Source organism: Spirillospora sp. CA-108201 (assembly GCF_050936235.1).
In the GTDB taxonomy this organism is placed as follows: Bacteria; Actinomycetota; Actinomycetes; order Streptosporangiales; family Streptosporangiaceae; genus Spirillospora.
On the sequence record NZ_JBNJNE010000001.1, the window covers coordinates 7,744,905 to 7,761,290 of the forward strand.

General features: G+C 74.3%; 19 protein-coding genes and 1 tRNA gene. 10 read left to right on the forward strand and 10 right to left on the reverse strand.

The window, feature by feature from the left end; translation table 11 throughout:
• The first annotated feature begins 80 nt into the window (after window positions 1–80).
• Together ACQEU6_RS37240 and ACQEU6_RS37245 are read left to right on the forward strand one after the other, a co-directional pair.
• Window positions 81–1,901 (forward strand): prenyltransferase/squalene oxidase repeat-containing protein, encoded by a 1,821-nt coding sequence (locus tag ACQEU6_RS37240; RefSeq protein ID WP_499338386.1) that lies wholly within the window; start codon window positions 81–83, stop codon window positions 1,899–1,901.
• Window positions 1,898–2,719 (forward strand): inositol monophosphatase family protein, encoded by an 822-nt coding sequence (locus ACQEU6_RS37245; protein ID WP_499338387.1) that lies wholly within the window; start codon window positions 1,898–1,900, stop codon window positions 2,717–2,719. The genes ACQEU6_RS37240 and ACQEU6_RS37245 overlap by 4 nt, the downstream gene beginning before the upstream one ends.
• Here ACQEU6_RS37245 and ACQEU6_RS37250 read toward each other — a convergent pair whose 3' ends face one another.
• Window positions 2,720–3,436: a hypothetical protein gene (locus ACQEU6_RS37250; protein WP_499338388.1), complete on the reverse strand. Its 717-nt coding sequence runs from the start codon at window positions 3,434–3,436 to the stop codon at window positions 2,720–2,722.
• 29 nt (window positions 3,437–3,465) lie between these two features.
• Window positions 3,466–3,954 carry a hypothetical protein gene (locus ACQEU6_RS37255; RefSeq protein WP_499338389.1) on the reverse strand — a complete coding sequence of 163 codons (489 nt, stop codon included), beginning with the start codon at window positions 3,952–3,954 and terminating at the stop codon, window positions 3,466–3,468.
• A 115-nt stretch (window positions 3,955–4,069) separates the two neighbouring features.
• On the opposite strand from ACQEU6_RS37255, the gene rph reads away from it, so the two are divergent.
• Window positions 4,070–4,789 carry a ribonuclease PH gene (rph, locus tag ACQEU6_RS37260; RefSeq protein ID WP_499338390.1) on the forward strand — a complete coding sequence of 240 codons (720 nt, stop codon included), beginning with the start codon at window positions 4,070–4,072 and terminating at the stop codon, window positions 4,787–4,789.
• The gene (gene rdgB / locus ACQEU6_RS37265) at window positions 4,786–5,400 is read left to right on the forward strand and encodes an RdgB/HAM1 family non-canonical purine NTP pyrophosphatase (RefSeq protein WP_499338391.1); all 615 of its coding nucleotides are present in this window, start codon (window positions 4,786–4,788) and stop codon (window positions 5,398–5,400) included. Before rph ends, rdgB begins: the two co-directional genes overlap by 4 nt.
• Before the next feature lie 34 nt (window positions 5,401–5,434).
• Here the strand turns inward: rdgB and ACQEU6_RS37270 are convergent, their stop codons facing one another.
• The 3 genes from ACQEU6_RS37270 to ACQEU6_RS37280 all read right to left on the reverse strand — a co-directional run bounded on the left by ACQEU6_RS37270 (window position 5,435) and on the right by ACQEU6_RS37280 (window position 8,088).
• Window positions 5,435–6,355 carry an anti-sigma factor RsbA family regulatory protein gene (locus ACQEU6_RS37270; protein ID WP_499338392.1) on the reverse strand — a complete coding sequence of 307 codons (921 nt, stop codon included), beginning with the start codon at window positions 6,353–6,355 and terminating at the stop codon, window positions 5,435–5,437.
• Window positions 6,355–7,260 carry an MEDS domain-containing protein gene (locus tag ACQEU6_RS37275; protein WP_499338393.1) on the reverse strand — a complete coding sequence of 302 codons (906 nt, stop codon included), beginning with the start codon at window positions 7,258–7,260 and terminating at the stop codon, window positions 6,355–6,357. The genes ACQEU6_RS37270 and ACQEU6_RS37275 overlap by 1 nt, the downstream gene beginning before the upstream one ends.
• Window positions 7,261–7,473: 213 nt before the next feature.
• The gene (locus ACQEU6_RS37280; protein WP_499338394.1) at window positions 7,474–8,088 is read right to left on the reverse strand and encodes a TetR/AcrR family transcriptional regulator; all 615 of its coding nucleotides are present in this window, start codon (window positions 8,086–8,088) and stop codon (window positions 7,474–7,476) included.
• A 40-nt stretch (window positions 8,089–8,128) separates the two neighbouring features.
• Between ACQEU6_RS37280 and ACQEU6_RS37285 the strand changes: the two genes are divergently transcribed.
• On the forward strand, window positions 8,129–9,730 hold the full coding sequence (locus ACQEU6_RS37285; RefSeq protein WP_499338395.1) for an MFS transporter: 1,602 nt from the start codon (window positions 8,129–8,131) through the stop codon (window positions 9,728–9,730).
• A tRNA-Leu gene (locus ACQEU6_RS37290) sits at window positions 9,693–9,777 on the forward strand. Before ACQEU6_RS37285 ends, ACQEU6_RS37290 begins: the two co-directional genes overlap by 38 nt.
• Before the next feature lie 45 nt (window positions 9,778–9,822).
• Here the strand turns inward: ACQEU6_RS37290 and bcp are convergent.
• On the reverse strand, window positions 9,823–10,290 hold the full coding sequence (gene bcp / locus ACQEU6_RS37295) for a thioredoxin-dependent thiol peroxidase (protein WP_499338396.1): 468 nt from the start codon (window positions 10,288–10,290) through the stop codon (window positions 9,823–9,825).
• Between the two features lie 153 nt (window positions 10,291–10,443).
• On the opposite strand from bcp, the gene ACQEU6_RS37300 reads away from it, so the two are divergent.
• Window positions 10,444–10,752, forward strand: a complete 309-nt coding sequence (locus tag ACQEU6_RS37300) for a DUF3618 domain-containing protein (protein ID WP_499338397.1) — start codon at window positions 10,444–10,446, stop codon at window positions 10,750–10,752.
• Here the strand turns inward: ACQEU6_RS37300 and ACQEU6_RS37305 are convergent.
• From ACQEU6_RS37305 to ACQEU6_RS37320, 4 genes are read right to left on the reverse strand one after another with little or no spacing between them, the layout of a single operon-like run.
• Window positions 10,703–11,062, reverse strand: coding sequence for a zf-HC2 domain-containing protein (locus ACQEU6_RS37305; RefSeq protein WP_499338398.1), 360 nt, complete (start codon window positions 11,060–11,062; stop codon window positions 10,703–10,705). The two genes, ACQEU6_RS37300 and ACQEU6_RS37305, sit on opposite strands and share 50 nt — an antisense overlap.
• A 50-nt stretch (window positions 11,063–11,112) precedes the next feature.
• Window positions 11,113–11,784 carry an SIMPL domain-containing protein gene (locus ACQEU6_RS37310; protein ID WP_499338399.1) on the reverse strand — a complete coding sequence of 224 codons (672 nt, stop codon included), beginning with the start codon at window positions 11,782–11,784 and terminating at the stop codon, window positions 11,113–11,115.
• Window positions 11,785–11,814: 30 nt separating this feature from the next.
• Window positions 11,815–12,999, reverse strand: a complete 1,185-nt coding sequence (locus ACQEU6_RS37315; protein WP_499340485.1) for an amino acid deaminase/aldolase — start codon at window positions 12,997–12,999, stop codon at window positions 11,815–11,817.
• Between the two features lie 42 nt (window positions 13,000–13,041).
• Complete coding sequence (locus ACQEU6_RS37320; RefSeq protein WP_499338400.1) at window positions 13,042–13,995, reverse strand: CE1 family esterase; 954 nt, start codon at window positions 13,993–13,995, stop codon at window positions 13,042–13,044.
• 178 nt (window positions 13,996–14,173) lie between these two features.
• Between ACQEU6_RS37320 and purU the strand changes: the two genes are divergently transcribed.
• The 3 genes from purU to ACQEU6_RS37335 all read left to right on the forward strand — a co-directional run bounded on the left by purU (window position 14,174) and on the right by ACQEU6_RS37335 (window position 16,352).
• Window positions 14,174–15,043: a formyltetrahydrofolate deformylase gene (purU, locus tag ACQEU6_RS37325; protein ID WP_499338401.1), complete on the forward strand. Its 870-nt coding sequence runs from the start codon at window positions 14,174–14,176 to the stop codon at window positions 15,041–15,043.
• 117 nt (window positions 15,044–15,160) lie between these two features.
• Window positions 15,161–15,775, forward strand: coding sequence for a DUF6286 domain-containing protein (locus ACQEU6_RS37330; RefSeq protein ID WP_499338402.1), 615 nt, complete (start codon window positions 15,161–15,163; stop codon window positions 15,773–15,775).
• 1 nt (window position 15,776) lies between these two features.
• On the forward strand, window positions 15,777–16,352 hold the full coding sequence (locus ACQEU6_RS37335) for a hypothetical protein (RefSeq protein ID WP_499338403.1): 576 nt from the start codon (window positions 15,777–15,779) through the stop codon (window positions 16,350–16,352).
• Window positions 16,353–16,386 lie beyond the last annotated feature (34 nt).

Sequence of the window (16,386 nt, forward strand, 5' to 3'; positions counted from 1 at the left end):
CACGCCGCCATGACTGTGTACGACCACACAGTCCGACATGTCGTGGCATGAAAGCATGACCCGGAAATCTCGATGGGCACATGCCTCGCGCGCGCCGGGGCGCGAGCGCGGGGGTGGCCGTGGACGACGGGGCACGCGAGACCGGGGACCGATCCGCGCGTCCCGCCGGGCGGGATCCGTGGCTGGAGCTGGTCCTCTACGCGGAGAGCAGGGCCGGCTTCCTCGTCCGGACGGAGGGGGCGGCGATCCTGCCGCTCCGGTTGCCGGTGGACCGCGACGGCCGCGGCGAGGCGGCGGGCGACGGCCTCGGCCCGCTGGTCGTGCGCGGGGCGAAGGACCGCTTCGGCCTCGACGTCGACTACCTCGGGCTGCTCGCCGCCGAGTCCGGCGAGCCCCGGCGGCGGCTGACCGTCTGCGCGGTGGCGCGCGGCCCGCAGGAGCTCTCGGGCGCGGGCGGCAGGACCCGGATCCTGTCGATGGCCGATCTGGAGGCGCGCGGCGACGAGGTCGACCGCTCCGCGCTGTTCGCGACCGCGCTCAGCTGGTACCACGCGTCCGAGGTGGCGAGGGAGCTTCCGCTCAGGGTGCGGGAGGCCGTCGACAGGTCGCTGCTCTACCTGGAGAACCACCGCTCCATCGAAGACGGCCGATGGGGCTGGAACCTGTACATGGACGGGCACTCCCTCGGGCTCCTGTCCACGGCCGAGGGGATCCTGGCGCACGTCCACGCGGGCGTGACCGGCGACCAGCTGAGCAAGCCCGTGCAGTCGCTGGAGGGCATGCAGAACTCCGACGGCGGCTGGCAGGTCCGCAAGTCTCTCGTCGGCGCGCATTCCGACCAGTCCCTCACCGAGAGCACCTGCGCCGTCCTGTGGGCGCTGCACGGCATCGGGCGGTCCGACTCCGACCCGGTCGTCGCCGCGGGCCTGAGCTGGCTCGAATCGCTGCAGAGGGACGGCGGGTGGCCGTCCGCGCTTCCGGCCGACGGCGCCGCGCCGGACCTCCAGGTCTTCCCGACCACCTGCGCCGTGCGCGTGCTCGCCCGCTACGGGCGCAGCGACGCGGCGAAGGGGGTCGCCTGGCTCCGGGCCGCGCAGCACGAGGACGGGGGCTGGGGCGCCTTCCCCGCCGGGGCCGGGCGCACGCAGAGCTCCTCGGCCGCCTACACCGCCTACACCCTCGTCGCGCTGCTCACCGCCGGAGTCGCGGCGAGCGACCCGGCCGTCCGGCGGGCCGTCGCCTACCTGCGCGGCGCCTTCGACCCCGCCAAGGACGAGCCGTGGGAGGGCACCGCCCACACCTCGCTCATCGACCCGCGCACCTCCGCCCGCCTGGACTTCCGGCACTTCGCCACGCCCTGGGCACTCGTCGCGCTGGCGATGGCGGGCGCCGACCTGCGCGACCCGATCGTCCTCGTCGGCACCGACAGGCTGCTCAAGCTCCAGGACCCCGACGGCGCCTGGCGGTGCGCGCTGACCCCCGGGTCGCGGGTCATGTGGGCGACGCACGACGCGCTCTACGCCCTCCGCGGCGTCATGGACACCACGAGAAGCGACGTGGAGCCGGTCGTCCTGGAGCCGTACCGGTCCAAGGAGCGCGCCGCCCTGGAGAGCTGCGCGAAGGAGACGGCGACCGGAGGGGGCCGCGCGCCCGCGGGCGGCCGGCGCAGCTTCGGGCAGACGGCGTGGCTGTCGGTGCTGACCGTCGTCGTGGCGCTCGTCACCCTGAACCAGCTGGACGTCTTCGACGACCTGCTGACCTCGTCCAAGGCCGACAAGATCTGGGCGTGGCTCGCGACGCTGGCCGTCACCCTCGTCGTGGCCGTGGCGCCGAACATCGTCGGGGAGGAGTATCGGATCCGAAGGAGCGGGCGCAGGAGCCGGCGTACGGAGGCTGAGTGATCGTGTCGGAGTCGGAACCGTCCCGGACCGGCGGCTGGGAGCGGGAGGCCGCGGTCGCGCTCGCCTGCGCACGGGCGGCCGGCGACTACCTGCGGGCCCAGTTCGGCCGTCCGGCGGAGAAGAAGTACCTCGGCGACCACGACGTCAAGCTCCGCGCCGACGTCGAGGCGCAGCGCCGCATCGTGGGCGCGCTGGCCGGGGAGTTCCCCGGCCACGGGATCATCGCGGAGGAGGGGCCGGCCGCCGAATGGCCCGGCGCCGAGTCCGTCTGGGTGGTCGACCCGCTCGACGGCACCAACAACTTCGGCTACGGCATCGCGCACTGCGCGGTCGCGATCACGCTGTTCCACCGGGGCCGCCCCGTCCTGGCGCTCGTCGTCGACCCGCTGCTCGGGCGCGAGTTCGTCGCGACGGAGACGGCGCCCCGCGCCGCCGCGGCCGCGCGCCCGCCCGTCCCGCTGCGACGGGCGACCGTCTCGCTCGTCACCAACTACTCGACCGCCGGACGGGTCTGGGGCGAGCGGATGCACGGGACGCTCGGCGGGCGGTGCAAACGGCTCCTGTCCCTGTGGGCGCCCGCCCTGGACCTCGCCCTGATCTCGGCGGGGCAGCTGGACGGGATGATCTGCCACGAGGGCGGCCTGCTCGACGTCGGCGGCGGGATGCTGCTGGTCGGCGCGGCCGGCGGCCACGTCCTGGACCTGTCGGGCGCCCCGCTCACCGCGCACCGCTCCCTGCACGGCGGGCCGGTGTCGTTCGTCGCGGCCGGCAGCGCGGAGCTGGCGCGCGAGCTGCTGGAGGCCGCCAGTCCGGGGTGATCAGACGGAGAGCGGGTCGGCCAGCTCGTCGACGAGGTCCTCCAGCAGCAGCCGCAGCGCCGGGCGCGAGAACCCCGGGCGCGGGAGTGTCCGGCCCGACGGCAACCGCTGCTCCGCGTACACCAGGACGGCGGAGTCCGGCTGGTGCGGCCCCTGGAGGACGAGGCTCATGGTGAGCCGTCCCGGAGGGTTCGACACCCGGTGCAGGACGTCGGACGTGAGCGTGTAGGACGTGCCCGCCCGCAGGTGCGCGTCGAAGGAGCGGGTGAGGCCCCGGCGTCCGAGAGACTCCAGGGAGTACGAGGCGGAGCCGCGCTCGGACACGTATCCGTAGGCGTGGAAGGCGCCGCCGCCGGGGTCCGGGGTGAACTCCTGGAACCGGTATCCGCCGAGCAGGATCACCGAGGAGAAGTCCCAGCGGTGGTTGTGGATGTTCTCCGCCTCCGTCTCGCGCGGGCCCTCCCGCCACACGTGCAGGCGGAACTGGTAGCCGGCCCCCGTCATGAGCACGATCTTGTCGAAGCCGTTGTCGTGCCGGTAGGAGGCGGCCCGCACGGCGTCGAGCCACTGCTCGTCGCGCAGCGTCCCGCGCAGCAGGTCGCGGACGGCCTCCGGGGTGGCGAACGGCGCGAGCGCGGCGTGCAGCGCGGTGCCCGGGTGCGCGCCCGGCGGCCGCAGCCTCTCCCCGAGCCGCGCCGCCAGTTCGTGGCGGGTCATGTTGCCTCCAGAAGAGACCGGCCGTCCCGTCAGCCGAGCGCGATCATGGCGTTGGAGAACGCGGGCTCGGTGGTGACCTCGCGGTCGATGACGAGGAAGTCCGGCAGGGTGAACCGCTGCTCCAGGCTCTCGACCTGGAGTTCCAGCAGGTGGCAGGCGCGGCTGACGGGACGGCTGATGTCGTCGAGCTCGAAGAGCTGCCCCCGCCACGCGAAGCAGCGCCGCACCTTGGCGACGATCTCGCGGCCCGGGTCCCGGCCGGCGCGGAGCCGGTCGTACTCGGCGCGGCCGAGTTCGCGTTCCTCGACCTCCCGCACGCCGTCCGACAGCCGGTGCAGCCGCGCGAGACGGTAGGCGGCGCGGCCGTCCCGCACGCCGCGGCGGATCCGGACCTGGTCGGCGCCGTCGACCTTCAGGTACACCTGCTCGTACTCGATCACGTCGGCGTCGCGGAACGCCGGATGCGACCAGTCGGGCGCCGCGCCCAGGAGGAATTTGCGTTCGATCTCTACTGGCATCGCCTCAGGCCGTCCGCTCGCCGCGACAGGACAATGCCAGAGCAACCCATCGGGGGCCGGGGTGTCAACCGGTGGTAAGCGGGGTCTGACAAAGCCCGCCCGCTAGGGTGGGCGCATGGCTCGCCCTGACAATCGCGCATCCGACCAGCTCCGCTCCGTCCGCATCCAGCGCGGATGGCTCGACCACGCGGAGGGGTCGGTGCTGGTGGAGTTCGGTGCGACCCGGGTGCTGTGCGCCGCTTCCGTCCAGGACTCGGTGCCCCGCTGGCGGCGCGACAGCGGCCTCGGCTGGGTCACCGCCGAGTACGCGATGCTGCCGCGCGCGACCAACACCCGCAACGACCGCGAGTCCGTCAAGGGCCGGATCGGCGGGCGCACCCACGAGATCTCCCGGCTGATCGGCCGGTCGATCCGGGCGTGCCTGGACCTCAAGGCGCTCGGCGAGAACACCGTCCAGCTCGACTGCGACGTGCTCCAGGCCGACGGCGGCACCCGCACCGCCGCGATCACCGGCGCCTACGTCGCGCTGGCCGACGCGGTGAGCTGGATGCGCGAGCGCCGCCTGCTCAGGGGCGACCCGCTCATCACCTCGGTGTCGGCGGTCAGCGTCGGCGTCGTGGCCGGCGAGCCGCGCCTCGACCTGTGCTACGAGGAGGACTCCGCCGCCGGGACGGACATGAACGTCGTCTGCACCGGCGACGGACGGTTCGTCGAGGTGCAGGGCACCGCGGAGGGCGCCCCGTTCGACCGGGCCGAGCTCGACGCGCTGCTCGACCTCGGCGCCGCGGGCTGCGCCGAGCTCACCCGCATCCAGAGCGAGGCCCTCGGCCGATGAGCCGGATCGTCCTCGCCACCCACAACCAGGGCAAGGTCGCCGAGCTGCACCGGATCCTCGGCGACCTCGACGTCGTCGGGCTCGACGCCTTTCCCGGCGCCCCCGACGTGGCCGAGACCGAGGCGACCTTCGAGGGCAACGCGCTGCTGAAGGCCCGCGCGATCGCCGCGTTCACCGGCCTGCCCGCCGTCGCCGACGACTCCGGCCTGTGCGTGGACGCGCTGAACGGCATGCCCGGCGTGCTGTCGGCCCGCTGGTCGGGACGGTTCGGCGCCGGCGACCGCGACGCCGCCAACCTGCGGCTCGTCCTCGACCAGCTCGCCGACGTCGCCGACGGCCGGCGCGGCGGCTCGTTCGTGTGCGCGGCCGTGCTGGTCGTCCCGGGCGGCGCCGAGCACTGCGTCGAGGGCCGGATGCACGGCACCGTGCTCCGGGAGCCGCGCGGCGCCGGCGGCTTCGGCTACGACCCGATCTTCCTTCCGCACGGCGGGACCCGCACGACCGCGGAACTGGCACCGCAGGAGAAGGACGCCATCAGCCACCGCGGCCGGGCCTTCCGCGCCCTCGCCGAGATCGTCCCCGCCGCCCTCCGGACCGCCGGCCTCGCCTGAACGACCCCGCCCGCCCTGTCGTCCGCGCGGCCGGTCACCCGCAGCGCAGGCGGACGAAGGTGCCGTCCCAGCCGGCGCGCAGCTCCATCAGGTCGACCAGGAGGCGGACGGTCCACAGGCCGAAGCCGCGCTGGAGCGCGGAGTCGGGCGGGATGAAGCCGGTCAGCGAGTCGGGGCCGGGACGCCAGAAGCCGTGGTCGCCGATCTCGCAGACCAGGTCGGCGCCGTCCTGCCACGTCCACAGCCCGATCGGCGGAGTGCCGTGCTGGAGCGCGTTCGCGGCGACCTCGTTCGCGGCGGTGACGAGGTTCTGCGCCTTCTGCCTGACCAGGCCGTGCCTGAGGGCGCGCTCGCCGACGAACACGCGCAGCGCGTGCAGGTCGTCGCCGTCGATGGAGAAGTAGTCCGCGGCGGCCGGGCGGTCGGAGCGGAACCGGCGGTCGCAGCCGGACCCGAACCTCACCGGGTCGATGTAGTCGGCGTTCGCGCCGTCGTGGCCCGGGGCGAGCAGCAGCGGGTGGGTGTGGCGCGCCTCGTCGAGGATGCGGGCCGGCAGGTCGTCGGCGTCGTAGGGGCACAGGGCGCGCGCGCCCGAGTCGCCGAAGACGACGTTGATGAGGGACTCGTAGCGGACCCATTCCAGCGTCTGGCGCTCGTCCCATCCGTGCCAGACCGGCTCGGCGAGCGCGCAGACGGTGCGCGGGGCGCTCTGCTTCACGATGGTCTGGTAGTCGCGCAGGGTGTGCACGGGATGCTGGTAGAAGGCCGCGGAGTCGAAGTAGGCGACCGCGTCGCCGTGCGGGGCGAGCTCGTCGCGCAGGGCCGCCAGGTTTGGCTCGCGGGCGACGGCGATGACGACCTGGTCGCTCTCCACGCCTGATCGCAGGTAGGGGACGGTGACGGACAGGAAGTCCTCGGTGCCCCGGTACATGAACGCCTTGTGCTCCAGTGCCATCAGGCGATGCCCTCCGTCTCCGCGAGCCGCCGCCCGCGGGCGAGGCCGGGCAGCCGGTGCCAGCCGACCATGTCGATGACGGACTCGACGTCGGGCGACAGGTGGTCCAGGACCAGCGCGGCGTCGGCGGGCAGCCGGGTGGCGTGCCTGGCCAGCAGGTGCAGCCCGCCGAGGTCGATGAACCCGAGCCGGGACAGGTCGAGGTGGATGTTGCGGCCGGGCCGCAGCCGGCGGAGCTGCTCGGCGAACACCGAGTGCCGCGCGGCGTCCAGTTCGCCCTCGACGCGGAGCCCGTCGGGCTCGAACGTGCGCACGATCTTCAGTATCCCGTCGTCGAATTCGGGGTTCACTTCCACGAGGACCTCGTGTGTGTCGCGAAGGGCGGTGAGCTCGGCGGGCGGGCACGCGTGCCGGTCGACCTGGCAGATCGCCATCGCCACGGTGCTCGGCGAGACGGTGCCGTCGACCCGGTGCTCGCAGCCCAGCATCCGGCCGACGTCGGGTCGGCCGGGACCGTTCAGCAGCCAGCTGTGGTCGGTGGTGAGGCGCGCGGCGCGGAAGCCCTGCCCGAACGCGGCGCCGACCTCGCGGTTGACGGTGTCGGCCATCTTGGCCGGTTCGAACGCGCCGTCGCGGTCGAGGCACGCCTCCCGCAGCGTGATGACCCGCAGCTGGCGCGACCTGAGGTGGGTCTCCACGTCGACCGGCTGCCCCGGGCCGAGGCCGGGCAGCCGGTCGGCCGGGAGGTCGGTGATGTACACGACCTTCTCGGTGGTCTCCAGACCTTCCCGGACGAAAGGCTCGATGACCCGGTCGCGCTCCTCCTGGCCGCCGTAGGCCAGCCAGCCGTGATCTCCGGGACGGAGTGCGCTTACGGGGCGCTTGGCGAACCAGGATGTGTCCATGGCCTGCCCATCGGTGTGAGGCGGATCTGCTCAGCGTACGCCGGTCCGGTGCCTTTGGAAGCCCAACGCATGGAGTTCCTCACGCTCCGTCCGAGCCGCCGTGGCCTGGTGGGCGCTTCGCCGTGGTCGCGCCGTGCAGGGCGATGCGCAGCCGCACGGCGGTGCCGTTCCGGCCCGTCCGGCTCCCACCGCGCGGACGTGTCCGCTACCGGGTCACCGCGTCCGGGGGCGGCGGGACGGTCCGCGGAGGGCGGCGCGGAGGCCGGGGGCGAGGTGCCGGATCAATTCATCAGGCGTCATGGAGGCGAGGGGCTCCAGCGCGAGGATGTGCCGCGCGAAGATCAGCCCGGAGAGCTGGACGCCGAACGCCCCCGCCCGCGCGGTGGCGTCGGGGCCGCCGATGTGGCCGGCGATGCGGCCGACCACCTCGCGTTCGAGGAGTTCGCGCACCAGCCGGGTCAGGTCCGGGTCCTGGACGGCCGTGCGCACCATGAGCAGCAGCGGCCCGCCGCGCTCGGGGTCGTCCCATGCGCCGAGCATCGCGCGCAGGACGCGTTCGGGCAGCTCGGCGGGGTCGCCGGGCAGCGCCTCGGCGAGCACTTCGGGCGGGTTGGCGACGAGCCCGAGCACCGCGCCGAACAGGCCCTTCTTCGAGCCGAAGAAGTAGCTGATCAGTGCGGCGTCCACGCCCGCCTCGGCGGCGACGGACCGCATCGTGACCGGCCCGTAGCCGTCGGCCAGGAACCGCCGGCGGGCCACCGCGAGGATCGCCTCGCGGGTGTCGGATCCGCCGCGCCGCCGCCCCCGCCGGCCCCCGGATTTATTCATCACAGTTGAAATATAGTGGGGCCCGGTCCACGGTCGAGGCATGAACACCACGAAGGAAGGGCCGGGCGCCGTCCACCGAGCGGTGCTGCCGGCCGTGATGCTGTCCCTCGCCACGGTGGTGTCGGCGGTGGCGTCCCTCAACACCGCGGTGCCGTCCATCGCCCGCGACACCCGCGCCGGCCTCACCGAGCTCGCGTGGATCATCGACGCCTACGCGCTGGTCTTCGCGGCCCTGCTGCTGCTCGGCGGCGCGATCGGCGACCGCTACGGGCGGCGCCGCGCGCTCGCCGCCGGGCTCGCCGTGTTCGGCGCGGGCTCGGCCGCGGCGGCCCTCGGCGGAGACCCGGAATGGCTGATCGCGATGCGCGGCGTGCTCGGCGTCGGCGCGGCCCTGGTCATGCCCGCGACGCTGTCCACGATCACCTCGACGTTCCCCGCCGCGCAGCGCACCCGCGCGGTCGGCGCCTGGGCGGGCGTCGCCGGGGCCAGCGCGATCTTCGGCCTGCTGGTGTCGGGGACCCTGCTGGAGTTCTGGACCTGGCGGTCGGTGTTCTGGATGAACGTCGTGCTCGCCGCGGTCGCGCTGGCCGCGACGCTCGCGGTCGTCCCCGAGTCCGCCGAGCCGGACGCGCCGAGGCTCGACCTGACCGGCGCGCTGATCACCGTGGTCGGGCTCGGCGCCGGCGTCTACTCGATCATCGAGGCGCCGACGCACGGCTGGGCCTCCGCGCGGACGCTGCTCGGCCTCGCCGCCGCCCTGGCCGTCCTCACCGGGTTCGTGGCGTGGGAGCTGAGGCGGCCGAACCCGCTGCTCGACCCGCGGCTGTTCCGCATCCGGGCGTTCTCGGCCGGCTCGCTCACGATCACCGTGCAGTTCTTCGCCTCCTTCGGGTTCATCTTCATCATCCTGCAGTACCTGCAGCTGGTGAAGGGCGACAGCGCGCTCGTGGGCGCCCTCGGCCTGGTGCCCATGGCGCTCGCGATGATGCCGTCCGCCCGGGTCGTCGCGCCGAGGCTGGCCGCGAGGCTCGGCCCGCGCCGCGTCATCACGTCCGGCCTGCTCCTGGTCGGCCTCGGGATGCTGGTCTTCTCGCGGCTGGACGCGGGCAGCACCTACTGGCCGCTCCTCGCGGGCCTCGTCCCGTTCGGCGCCGGCATGGGCCTCGCCATGACCCCGTCCACCGCCTCGATCACCGACGCGCTGCCCGCCGAGAAGCAGGGCGTGGGCTCGGCGATGAACGACCTGGCCCGGGAGCTCGGCGGCGCGCTCGGCATCGCCGTCCTCGGCAGCGTCCTGCAGTCGTCCTACCGCGCGAACCTCGACCTCGGGAACCTGCCGGGCCCGGCCGCCGAGCAGGCGAGGACGTCGGTCGCGGTGGCGGTGCGGCTCGGCCCGCAGGCCGCCGACCAGGCGCGGGCGGCCTTCAGCGACGGCCTCCAGACGGCGTTCCTCACCGCTTCGGTCGCGCTCGCCGTGACCGCGGTCGTCGTCGCGGCCCTGTACCGGGCGCCCCGCGGCGAGGCCGCGCGATCCGCTCCCGCGCCCGCCGATCAGGACGCTAAGCTGAACGCGCCCTCGGACGGGAGCCCGGACGAGGGCACGGGCGGGCGTGGCGAAACCAGGTATACGCGGCAGGTTTAGGTCCTGTTGGTGGTGACACCGTGGGGGTTCGAATCCCCCCGCCCGCACCCGGCCCGCACCCGGCCCGCGCCGAGCGCGGGCCGGCGCGGCACCTACAGGCCGAGGTCGCGGCGGAGGCGCTCCACGTGGCCCGTCGCCTTCACGTTGTAGTACGCCTTCTCGATCTTTCCGTCGGCGTCGATGAGGAACGTCGACCGGATGACGCCGACGACGACCTTGCCGTACAGCTTCTTCTCCCCGTAGGCGCCGTAGGCCTGCAGGACCTGCGCGTCCGGGTCGGACAGGAGCGGGAACGTGAGCCCCTCCTTGTCCCGGAACCTGGCGAGCTTGGCCGGCTTGTCGGGGGAGACGCCGATGACGGCGACGCCGGCGGCCTCCAGCTCGGGCAGGCTTCCCTCGAAGTCGACCGACTCCTTGGTGCAGCCGGGGGTCATGGCCGCCGGGTAGAAGTAGAGGATCACGCGCTTGCCGCGCAGCGAGGCCAGCGACACCGCGGTCTCGTCGGCGTCGGGTAGCTCGAACTCGGGGGCGACATCGCCCGGCTGCAGCCGCTCGGACACCCTGTCCCGCCTTTCGCTTGGATGGTCGGTCCAACGGTACCGGCTGGGGTGCGGCGGGCATCCGCCGGGAAGACCTGCAAGACTGTGCGGATCATCGCTCGGCTCGTCACGGTCCCGGCCCGCGCGAGTACGCCCGACACGATAGGACACGGCATGGCTGACAAGAGCCGCGACCCGGAGGCGCTGGAACGGGAGATAGAGCGCAGCCGGCAGCAACTGGCCCGCACCATCGACGAGCTCGCCGAGCGGGTCAGCCCGAAGAACGTCGCGCAGCGGGGCGCGGAGCGGCTGAAGGAGGAGGCCGACCAGGTCGCCAAGGCCCTCGGCGCGATGGTGCGGCCCTCCGAGGACGACGACGGCGAGGGCGCTCAGATCGACAAGCGGCTGGTGCTCGCGGGCGTCGGCGCGGCGGTCATCGTGACCGCCCTGGTCCTGCGGCGCCGTAGGCGCAGGCGCCGCTGAGCCCCGTCCCCGAGGCGCCGGTCCGCGGTCCGCGGCCGGCGCTTCCGCGTTTCCGGGCGGCGCCCGGGCGCCGGGGAGCGGCGTCGGCTCGCGGCGCGGCGGAGCTCGCCTGCGGCGGGGCGGCGGCGTTCCACAGCCGGGCGGAGCGGGCGAGGAGCCCGGCGACGTCGCGCAGGCGGGCGAGCTCGTCCCGGCACGGCGGGCAGCCGGTCAGGTGCGCCGCCAGCGCGTCCGCCTCGGCGCCGGCGAGCCGCCCGATGGCGTGGACGCCGAGGCCGGTCCGGTACACCCCGCAGTCCGTTCCTCCCACGTCCTGGAGTACGGGCACGGCGGCCCTGCCGTTCAGTGCGGACGGGCCGTTCAGCCGAGGTCGGGGGCCGTCGCGGTGAACCGGGCCTCGACGGTGGCGCGGACGATCTGCGTCTCGGGCTCCAGGTCGATCGGCTCGGGCTCCTCGGCGGCCCCGCCCGGCGCGCGGCCGTAGGCGGCGGCGAGCGCGACCGGCCCGCCCGCGACGGTGTCGCGGCCGAGTCCCTCGTCCGACAGCTCCACCAGGCCGGTGAGGCGGGCCCCGAGCGCCTCGGCGTAGCCGCGGGCCCGCTCGACGGCCTCGTTCGCCGCCTGCCGCGCGGCCCGCCGGTACACCTCGCTGTCGCGCCGCAGCTCCCAGTCGGGCCCGGAGACGTAGGTGCGCTCCAGGTCGCCGAGCCGGGTGACCAGCTCGCCCAGCACCGCGAAGTCGCTGACCGTGATCTTGATCCAGACGGTGCCGCGGTAGGCGCGCACGTCGCCCTCGCGCCGCCGGTACTTCAGCAGCGGCGTGATCGACAGGCCGCCGGTCTCCAGCTTCTCCACGGCCTCGCCGTAGGACTTGACCAGGTCGAGGCACTGCTGGTTCCGCTCGGTGAGCCGGTCGAGGGCCGCGCGCCGGTCGGACTCCTGCGACTGGACGTGCACCGACAGCCGCGCGATCTCCGGCTCGGCCTCCAGCACCGCCTCGCCGCGCACACTGATCATGGGAGCGTCGCTCATGCCCTCCAACCTAGACGGTCGGGCGGGCGCTCACAGGAACGTGCGGCCCTCGCCCCGGTAGGTGGGGACGGTGCGGACGCGCCGGCCGTCCTCGATGAGGTGCAGGGCGTCGAAGCGTTCGCACAGCTCGCCGGCCTTGGTGTGGCGGAACCAGACGCGGTCGCCCACCGCCAGCAGGTCGGCGGCGCGTCCGAGCAGCGGCGTCTGCACCTCGCCCGCGCCCTCGTTGCCGTCGTAGGTCAGGCCCGTCGGCAGGTAGGGCTGGGGGAGGCGGACGGCGTCGGCCGGCCCGGAGGCGAGGTAGCCGCCGCCGAGGCACGTCACGACGCCGGGCGCGGGGCGCCGGACGACGGGCAGCGCGAACAGCGCGGCGGGGCGCCCGCTGAAGTTGGAGTACTGGTCGAACAGGTGCGGCTGGTAGAGGCCGGAGCCGGCCGCGACCTCGGTGACGGCGCGCTCGGCCGCCGTCTTCTCGACGCTGCCGGTGCCGCCGCCGTTGACGAACTCCAGTTCGGTCAGCTCCCGGACGGCGCGGACGATCGCCGCGCGGCGCCGGGCCAGCTCCGCCCGGGACTGCCGCTGCATGGCGCGGATGACGCGGCCCCGGCCGGGCCGGCCGGGCGGCACGTCGCCGACGCCCGCGATCTGCGACTCGTAGGCCATCAGCCCGACGAGGTCGAGCGAGGGCCGCTTGAGGACCAGTTCGGCGAACGCCCGGACGTCGGCCGCGGTGTACAGCGGTGAGCGCAGCGCGCCGATCCGGACCCGGCCGCCGAGCGTGCGGTACGAGGCGTCGATGTCGATGCAGACCCGCACGCGCCGGTCGCCCGCGGCGGACTCGATCAGGTCGAGGTGCTCGGCGGAGTCGACCATCAGCGTGACGGCGCGGGCCGCGCGGGCGTCGCCCGCGAGCGCGGCGATCGCGGTGCGGTCGGCCGTGGGGTAGGCGACGAGGATGTCGTCGCTGACGCCCTCGGCGGCCAGCCAGAGCGCCTCGGGGAGGGTGAACGCCATGATCCCGGCGAAGCCGTCCGTCGCGAGGACGTCCTCCAGGAGGGCCCGGCAGCGCACCGACTTGCTGGCGACCCGGATGGGCTTGCCCGCGGCGCGGCGCACGAGGTCGGCGGCGTTGGCGCGGAAGGCCGCGAGGTCGACGACGGCGAACGGCGCCTCCAACCCGGCGGTCGCGGCGTCATAGCGGTCCCGGAGGTTCATGCTCGTCACGATGCCACACTACCGGGAGAATATGAAAAGCTCTCATGTCCCACCGCGCGGATGCGCGGCGAAGAAGCTCCACAGCATCGGGCTCGCCTCCTTGGGCCACCGGTGCCGCCCGCCGTCGATCCTGCAGAAGGCCACGGCGACGCCCTGCCCGCCCTTGCCCGTGCTCTCGCACCGGGTGTCGGCGCTGAGCGCCTTCACCCGCTCGCGCGGCCGGGGGAGCCCCGCGAGCCTGCGCCAGAAGTCCACCGCGTCCGAGACTGGCGGGAAGGGCCGCTTGTCGTTGAAGTCGCGGTTGCCGCCCCCGTTGAAGGGCACGTTCCCGTCCGCCGTCCCGTGGAAGATCATCGCCGACACCGGGCGGCCCGGATCGCACTTGGTCACCAGGGCGCCCTCGACCACCCCGATCGCCGCCACCTTGCCCGGCTTCTCGCAGGCCATCCGGTACGCCATCCCGGCGCCGTTGGAGAACCCGGTGACGTAGACGCGCCTCGGGTCGGCCAGCCCGGCGCCGGTGAGCTCGTCGATGAGCTTGCCGAGGAACCCGACGTCGTCGACGTTTCCGACCTTCGCCGCGCCGCAGCAGTCGCCCGCGTTCCACGTCGTCATGAAGCCGTCGGGGTAGGCGACCAGGAAGCCGTGCTCGTCCGACAGCTTGTCGAAGCCGGTCAGGTCCCGCATCTTCGCCATGGTGGCCAGGCCGCCGTGCAGGGCTATGACCAGCGCGGGCTTGTCGGCCGGCTCGCCGTTCCTCCACTTCCCGTCCGCGACCTTGGACGGGACGTGCAGCAGGTACTCGCGGTGCCCGACCGTCCCCACGTCGAGCTTCTGCTTGTGCGTCCCCTCGGAGGTCGGCACGCCGCCGACCGTCGCGGGACGGCGGCCGCCCTTCCCGCCATCGCCGCCCTTCCCGCCCTTCCCGCCGGTCTTGTCGGTGCAGCCCGCCAAGGCCAGGGTGAGCGCCAGCGCCACGAGCGCGATTCGCCGCATGCGGGCAAAGGTAACCCCAAGGCGGGCCTTCGAACTACTCACCGGTAGACAAGGCGGCGGCGGACACGGCGGCGCGCGGACCCCGCCCGACCGGCCGGTAGGGCGGCGGGACGGGAACGCCGCCGCGTAAGCTCGGGAGGGACCGTCCTGAGCTGGCGCGACCCGCGCCGAGGCAAGAATGAGATCCGTGAGCGAACCCGTGAACGAGTACGTGCTGACCCTGTCCTGCCCCGACCGGCCCGGCATCGTGGCCGCCGTCTCGGGGCTGCTGGCCGAGCGCGGGTGCAACATCGTCGAGAGCCAGCAGTTCGGCGACGGCGAGACCGGCACCTACTTCATGCGGGTGCAGTTCACGGCTCTCGGCGACACCGACCCCGACGAGCTGCGCGGCGCGCTGGCGTCCCTGGCGCCCGAACTCGGGCTGGAGTGGCGGCTGCACCCGCTGGCCGAGCGCCCGCGCGTGCTGATCATGGTGTCGAAGGGCGGGCACTGCCTCAACGACCTGCTCTACCGGACGCGGTCCGGGCTGCTCGACATCGACATCGTCGCGGTCGCGTCCAACCACCCCGACCTGCGGCCGCTGACCCAGTCGTACGGGATCGACTACCACCACCTGCCGGCCGGGCCGGGCGGCAAGGCCGCGCAGGAGGCCGAGATCCTGACGCTGGTCGAGCACTACCGCGCCGACCTCGTCGTCCTCGCCCGGTACATGCAGATCCTGTCCGACGACTTCTGCGCCAAGCTGCCCGGCGCGATCATCAACATCCACCACTCCTTCCTGCCGAGCTTCAAGGGCGCCCGCCCCTACCACCAGGCGCACGCGCGCGGCGTCAAGCTGATCGGCGCCACCGCGCACTACGTCACCGCCGACCTGGACGAGGGGCCGATCATCGAGCAGGAGGTCGCGCGCGTCGACCACACCCACAGCCCGGAGGAGCTGGTGGCCGTGGGACGCGACGTGGAGTGCCTCGCGCTCGCCCGCGCCGTCCGCTGGCATGCCGAGCACCGCGTGCTGCTCAACGGCGACAGGACCGTCGTCTTCCGCTGACCTGCGGTTTCCCGGCGGCGAACGCGTGAGATGTCGGCATGGCGTGTTTCACTCCGCGTGACTTTCGCGCACCATGGGTGACGAAGGCGGATGTGCCGAGGGCTCACGGGGGTGGCTATGGCCGAGACGCTGGTCAAGGAGCTGATCGAGGAGGCGCAGGGCAGGCGGCTGGCACGCCGGCTCGCCGTCCGCGAACTGCGGCCCCGCCGCGCGCTCGCCGGACTCGCCGCGGCGCTGCTGGTGACCGCGCTCGGCGGGGCGGCCGCGATCGAGCTGCTCGCCGGGGCGCTCGGGTCGGCCGTCCACCCGGTGCCGGGCGTCGCCCCGGTCGTGGAGGCCCTGCGGCGGCACGCCTGGGACGACCCCGACGTGCTGGTGGCGTCGGGCGCGGTGGCCGCCCTCGGGATCGTCTTCTTGGCGGCCGCGCTGCCCGGGCGGCTGCGCGGGGTGCCGCTGGCGGGCGCCGATCCGCGGCTCGCGGGCGTCATCGGCCGCGCCGCGCTGCGCCGCACTCTCGCGGACGCCGCGCTGGAGGTCCCCGGCATCGAGCGCGCCCGCGTCCGGGGCCTCGGGTTCTTCCGCCGGGGCCTGCTCGTGCGGGCCGCCACCCACTACCGCAACCCGGCGAACCTCGCCGACCTCGTCCACGACGCGGTCGACGCGCGCCTGGACCGGATCGAGCCGATGCACCGGCCGCCGGTCGACGTCCGGCTCGGCTGGCGGAAGGACTGAGATGAGGATCGCGATCGCGGTGACGGGGGCGGTGCTGCTGCTGGCCGGCGCGTCCGGCCTCGCCCTCGGCCTCGGCGCCTTCGACGCGTTCGGCGCGCTGTCGGAGCGGCCGCTGCTCGACCCCGCGCTGGCGCGCTTCACCCGGGAGACCGGCTGGTTCCTGCCGGCCGCGGCGGGCGCCGCCGAGGTGCTGGCGCTCGCCGGCCAGCTGTGGCTGGTCCTCCAGGGGCGGGCCGTCGTCCACCAGTGGTGGCCCGACCTCGACCCCGAGACCCGCGCCCGCGCCCACGTGGCCGCCGACGTCCTGCACCGGGACGCGCGCGACCTGCCCGGCGTGCAGGAGGCCCGCTCGCGCCTCACCGGGACGGCCGACCGGCCCCGCCTCCGGCTGACCGTGGCCTGCGCGGGCGACGCCCTCGTGAGCGAGGTGCACGGGGAACTGGGCGCGGGCCCGGTCGAGCGGTACCGCCGCGCGGTCGGCATGCCCGACCTCCCGGTGGTGATCCGCTTCCGGCCGGTGGTCGAGCGGCCCCGGAGGCGCCCGCGCGGGCGCCGCCCGCAGCCCGAGTCCGCGTGAAACGGCCGCCCGGCGCCGGAGCGGGGACACGCGG

Bases quoted from the DNA above. Each gene is read 5' to 3' on its own strand.
- ACQEU6_RS37280 (WP_499338394.1), bottom strand. From the start codon at position 8,088: ATGAATAAATCCGGGGGCCGGCGGGGGCGGCGGCGCGGCGGATCCGAC.
- ACQEU6_RS37275 (WP_499338393.1), bottom strand. From the start codon at position 7,260: ATGGACACATCCTGGTTCGCCAAGCGCCCCGTAAGCGCACTCCGTCCC.
- purU (WP_499338401.1), top strand. From the start codon at position 14,174: ATGAGATCCGTGAGCGAACCCGTGAACGAGTACGTGCTGACCCTGTCC.
- ACQEU6_RS37310 (WP_499338399.1), bottom strand. From the start codon at position 11,784: ATGAGCGACGCTCCCATGATCAGTGTGCGCGGCGAGGCGGTGCTGGAG.
- ACQEU6_RS37320 (WP_499338400.1), bottom strand. From the start codon at position 13,995: ATGCGGCGAATCGCGCTCGTGGCGCTGGCGCTCACCCTGGCCTTGGCG.
- ACQEU6_RS37335 (WP_499338403.1), top strand. From the start codon at position 15,777: ATGAGGATCGCGATCGCGGTGACGGGGGCGGTGCTGCTGCTGGCCGGC.
- rph (WP_499338390.1), top strand. From the start codon at position 4,070: ATGGCTCGCCCTGACAATCGCGCATCCGACCAGCTCCGCTCCGTCCGC.
- ACQEU6_RS37315 (WP_499340485.1), bottom strand. From the start codon at position 12,999: ATGAACCTCCGGGACCGCTATGACGCCGCGACCGCCGGGTTGGAGGCG.
- ACQEU6_RS37330 (WP_499338402.1), top strand. From the start codon at position 15,161: ATGGCCGAGACGCTGGTCAAGGAGCTGATCGAGGAGGCGCAGGGCAGG.
- ACQEU6_RS37285 (WP_499338395.1), top strand. From the start codon at position 8,129: ATGAACACCACGAAGGAAGGGCCGGGCGCCGTCCACCGAGCGGTGCTG.
- ACQEU6_RS37270 (WP_499338392.1), bottom strand. From the start codon at position 6,355: ATGGCACTGGAGCACAAGGCGTTCATGTACCGGGGCACCGAGGACTTC.
- ACQEU6_RS37300 (WP_499338397.1), top strand. From the start codon at position 10,444: ATGGCTGACAAGAGCCGCGACCCGGAGGCGCTGGAACGGGAGATAGAG.
- rdgB (WP_499338391.1), top strand. From the start codon at position 4,786: ATGAGCCGGATCGTCCTCGCCACCCACAACCAGGGCAAGGTCGCCGAG.
- ACQEU6_RS37255 (WP_499338389.1), bottom strand. From the start codon at position 3,954: ATGCCAGTAGAGATCGAACGCAAATTCCTCCTGGGCGCGGCGCCCGAC.
- ACQEU6_RS37250 (WP_499338388.1), bottom strand. From the start codon at position 3,436: ATGACCCGCCACGAACTGGCGGCGCGGCTCGGGGAGAGGCTGCGGCCG.
- ACQEU6_RS37240 (WP_499338386.1), top strand. From the start codon at position 81: ATGCCTCGCGCGCGCCGGGGCGCGAGCGCGGGGGTGGCCGTGGACGAC.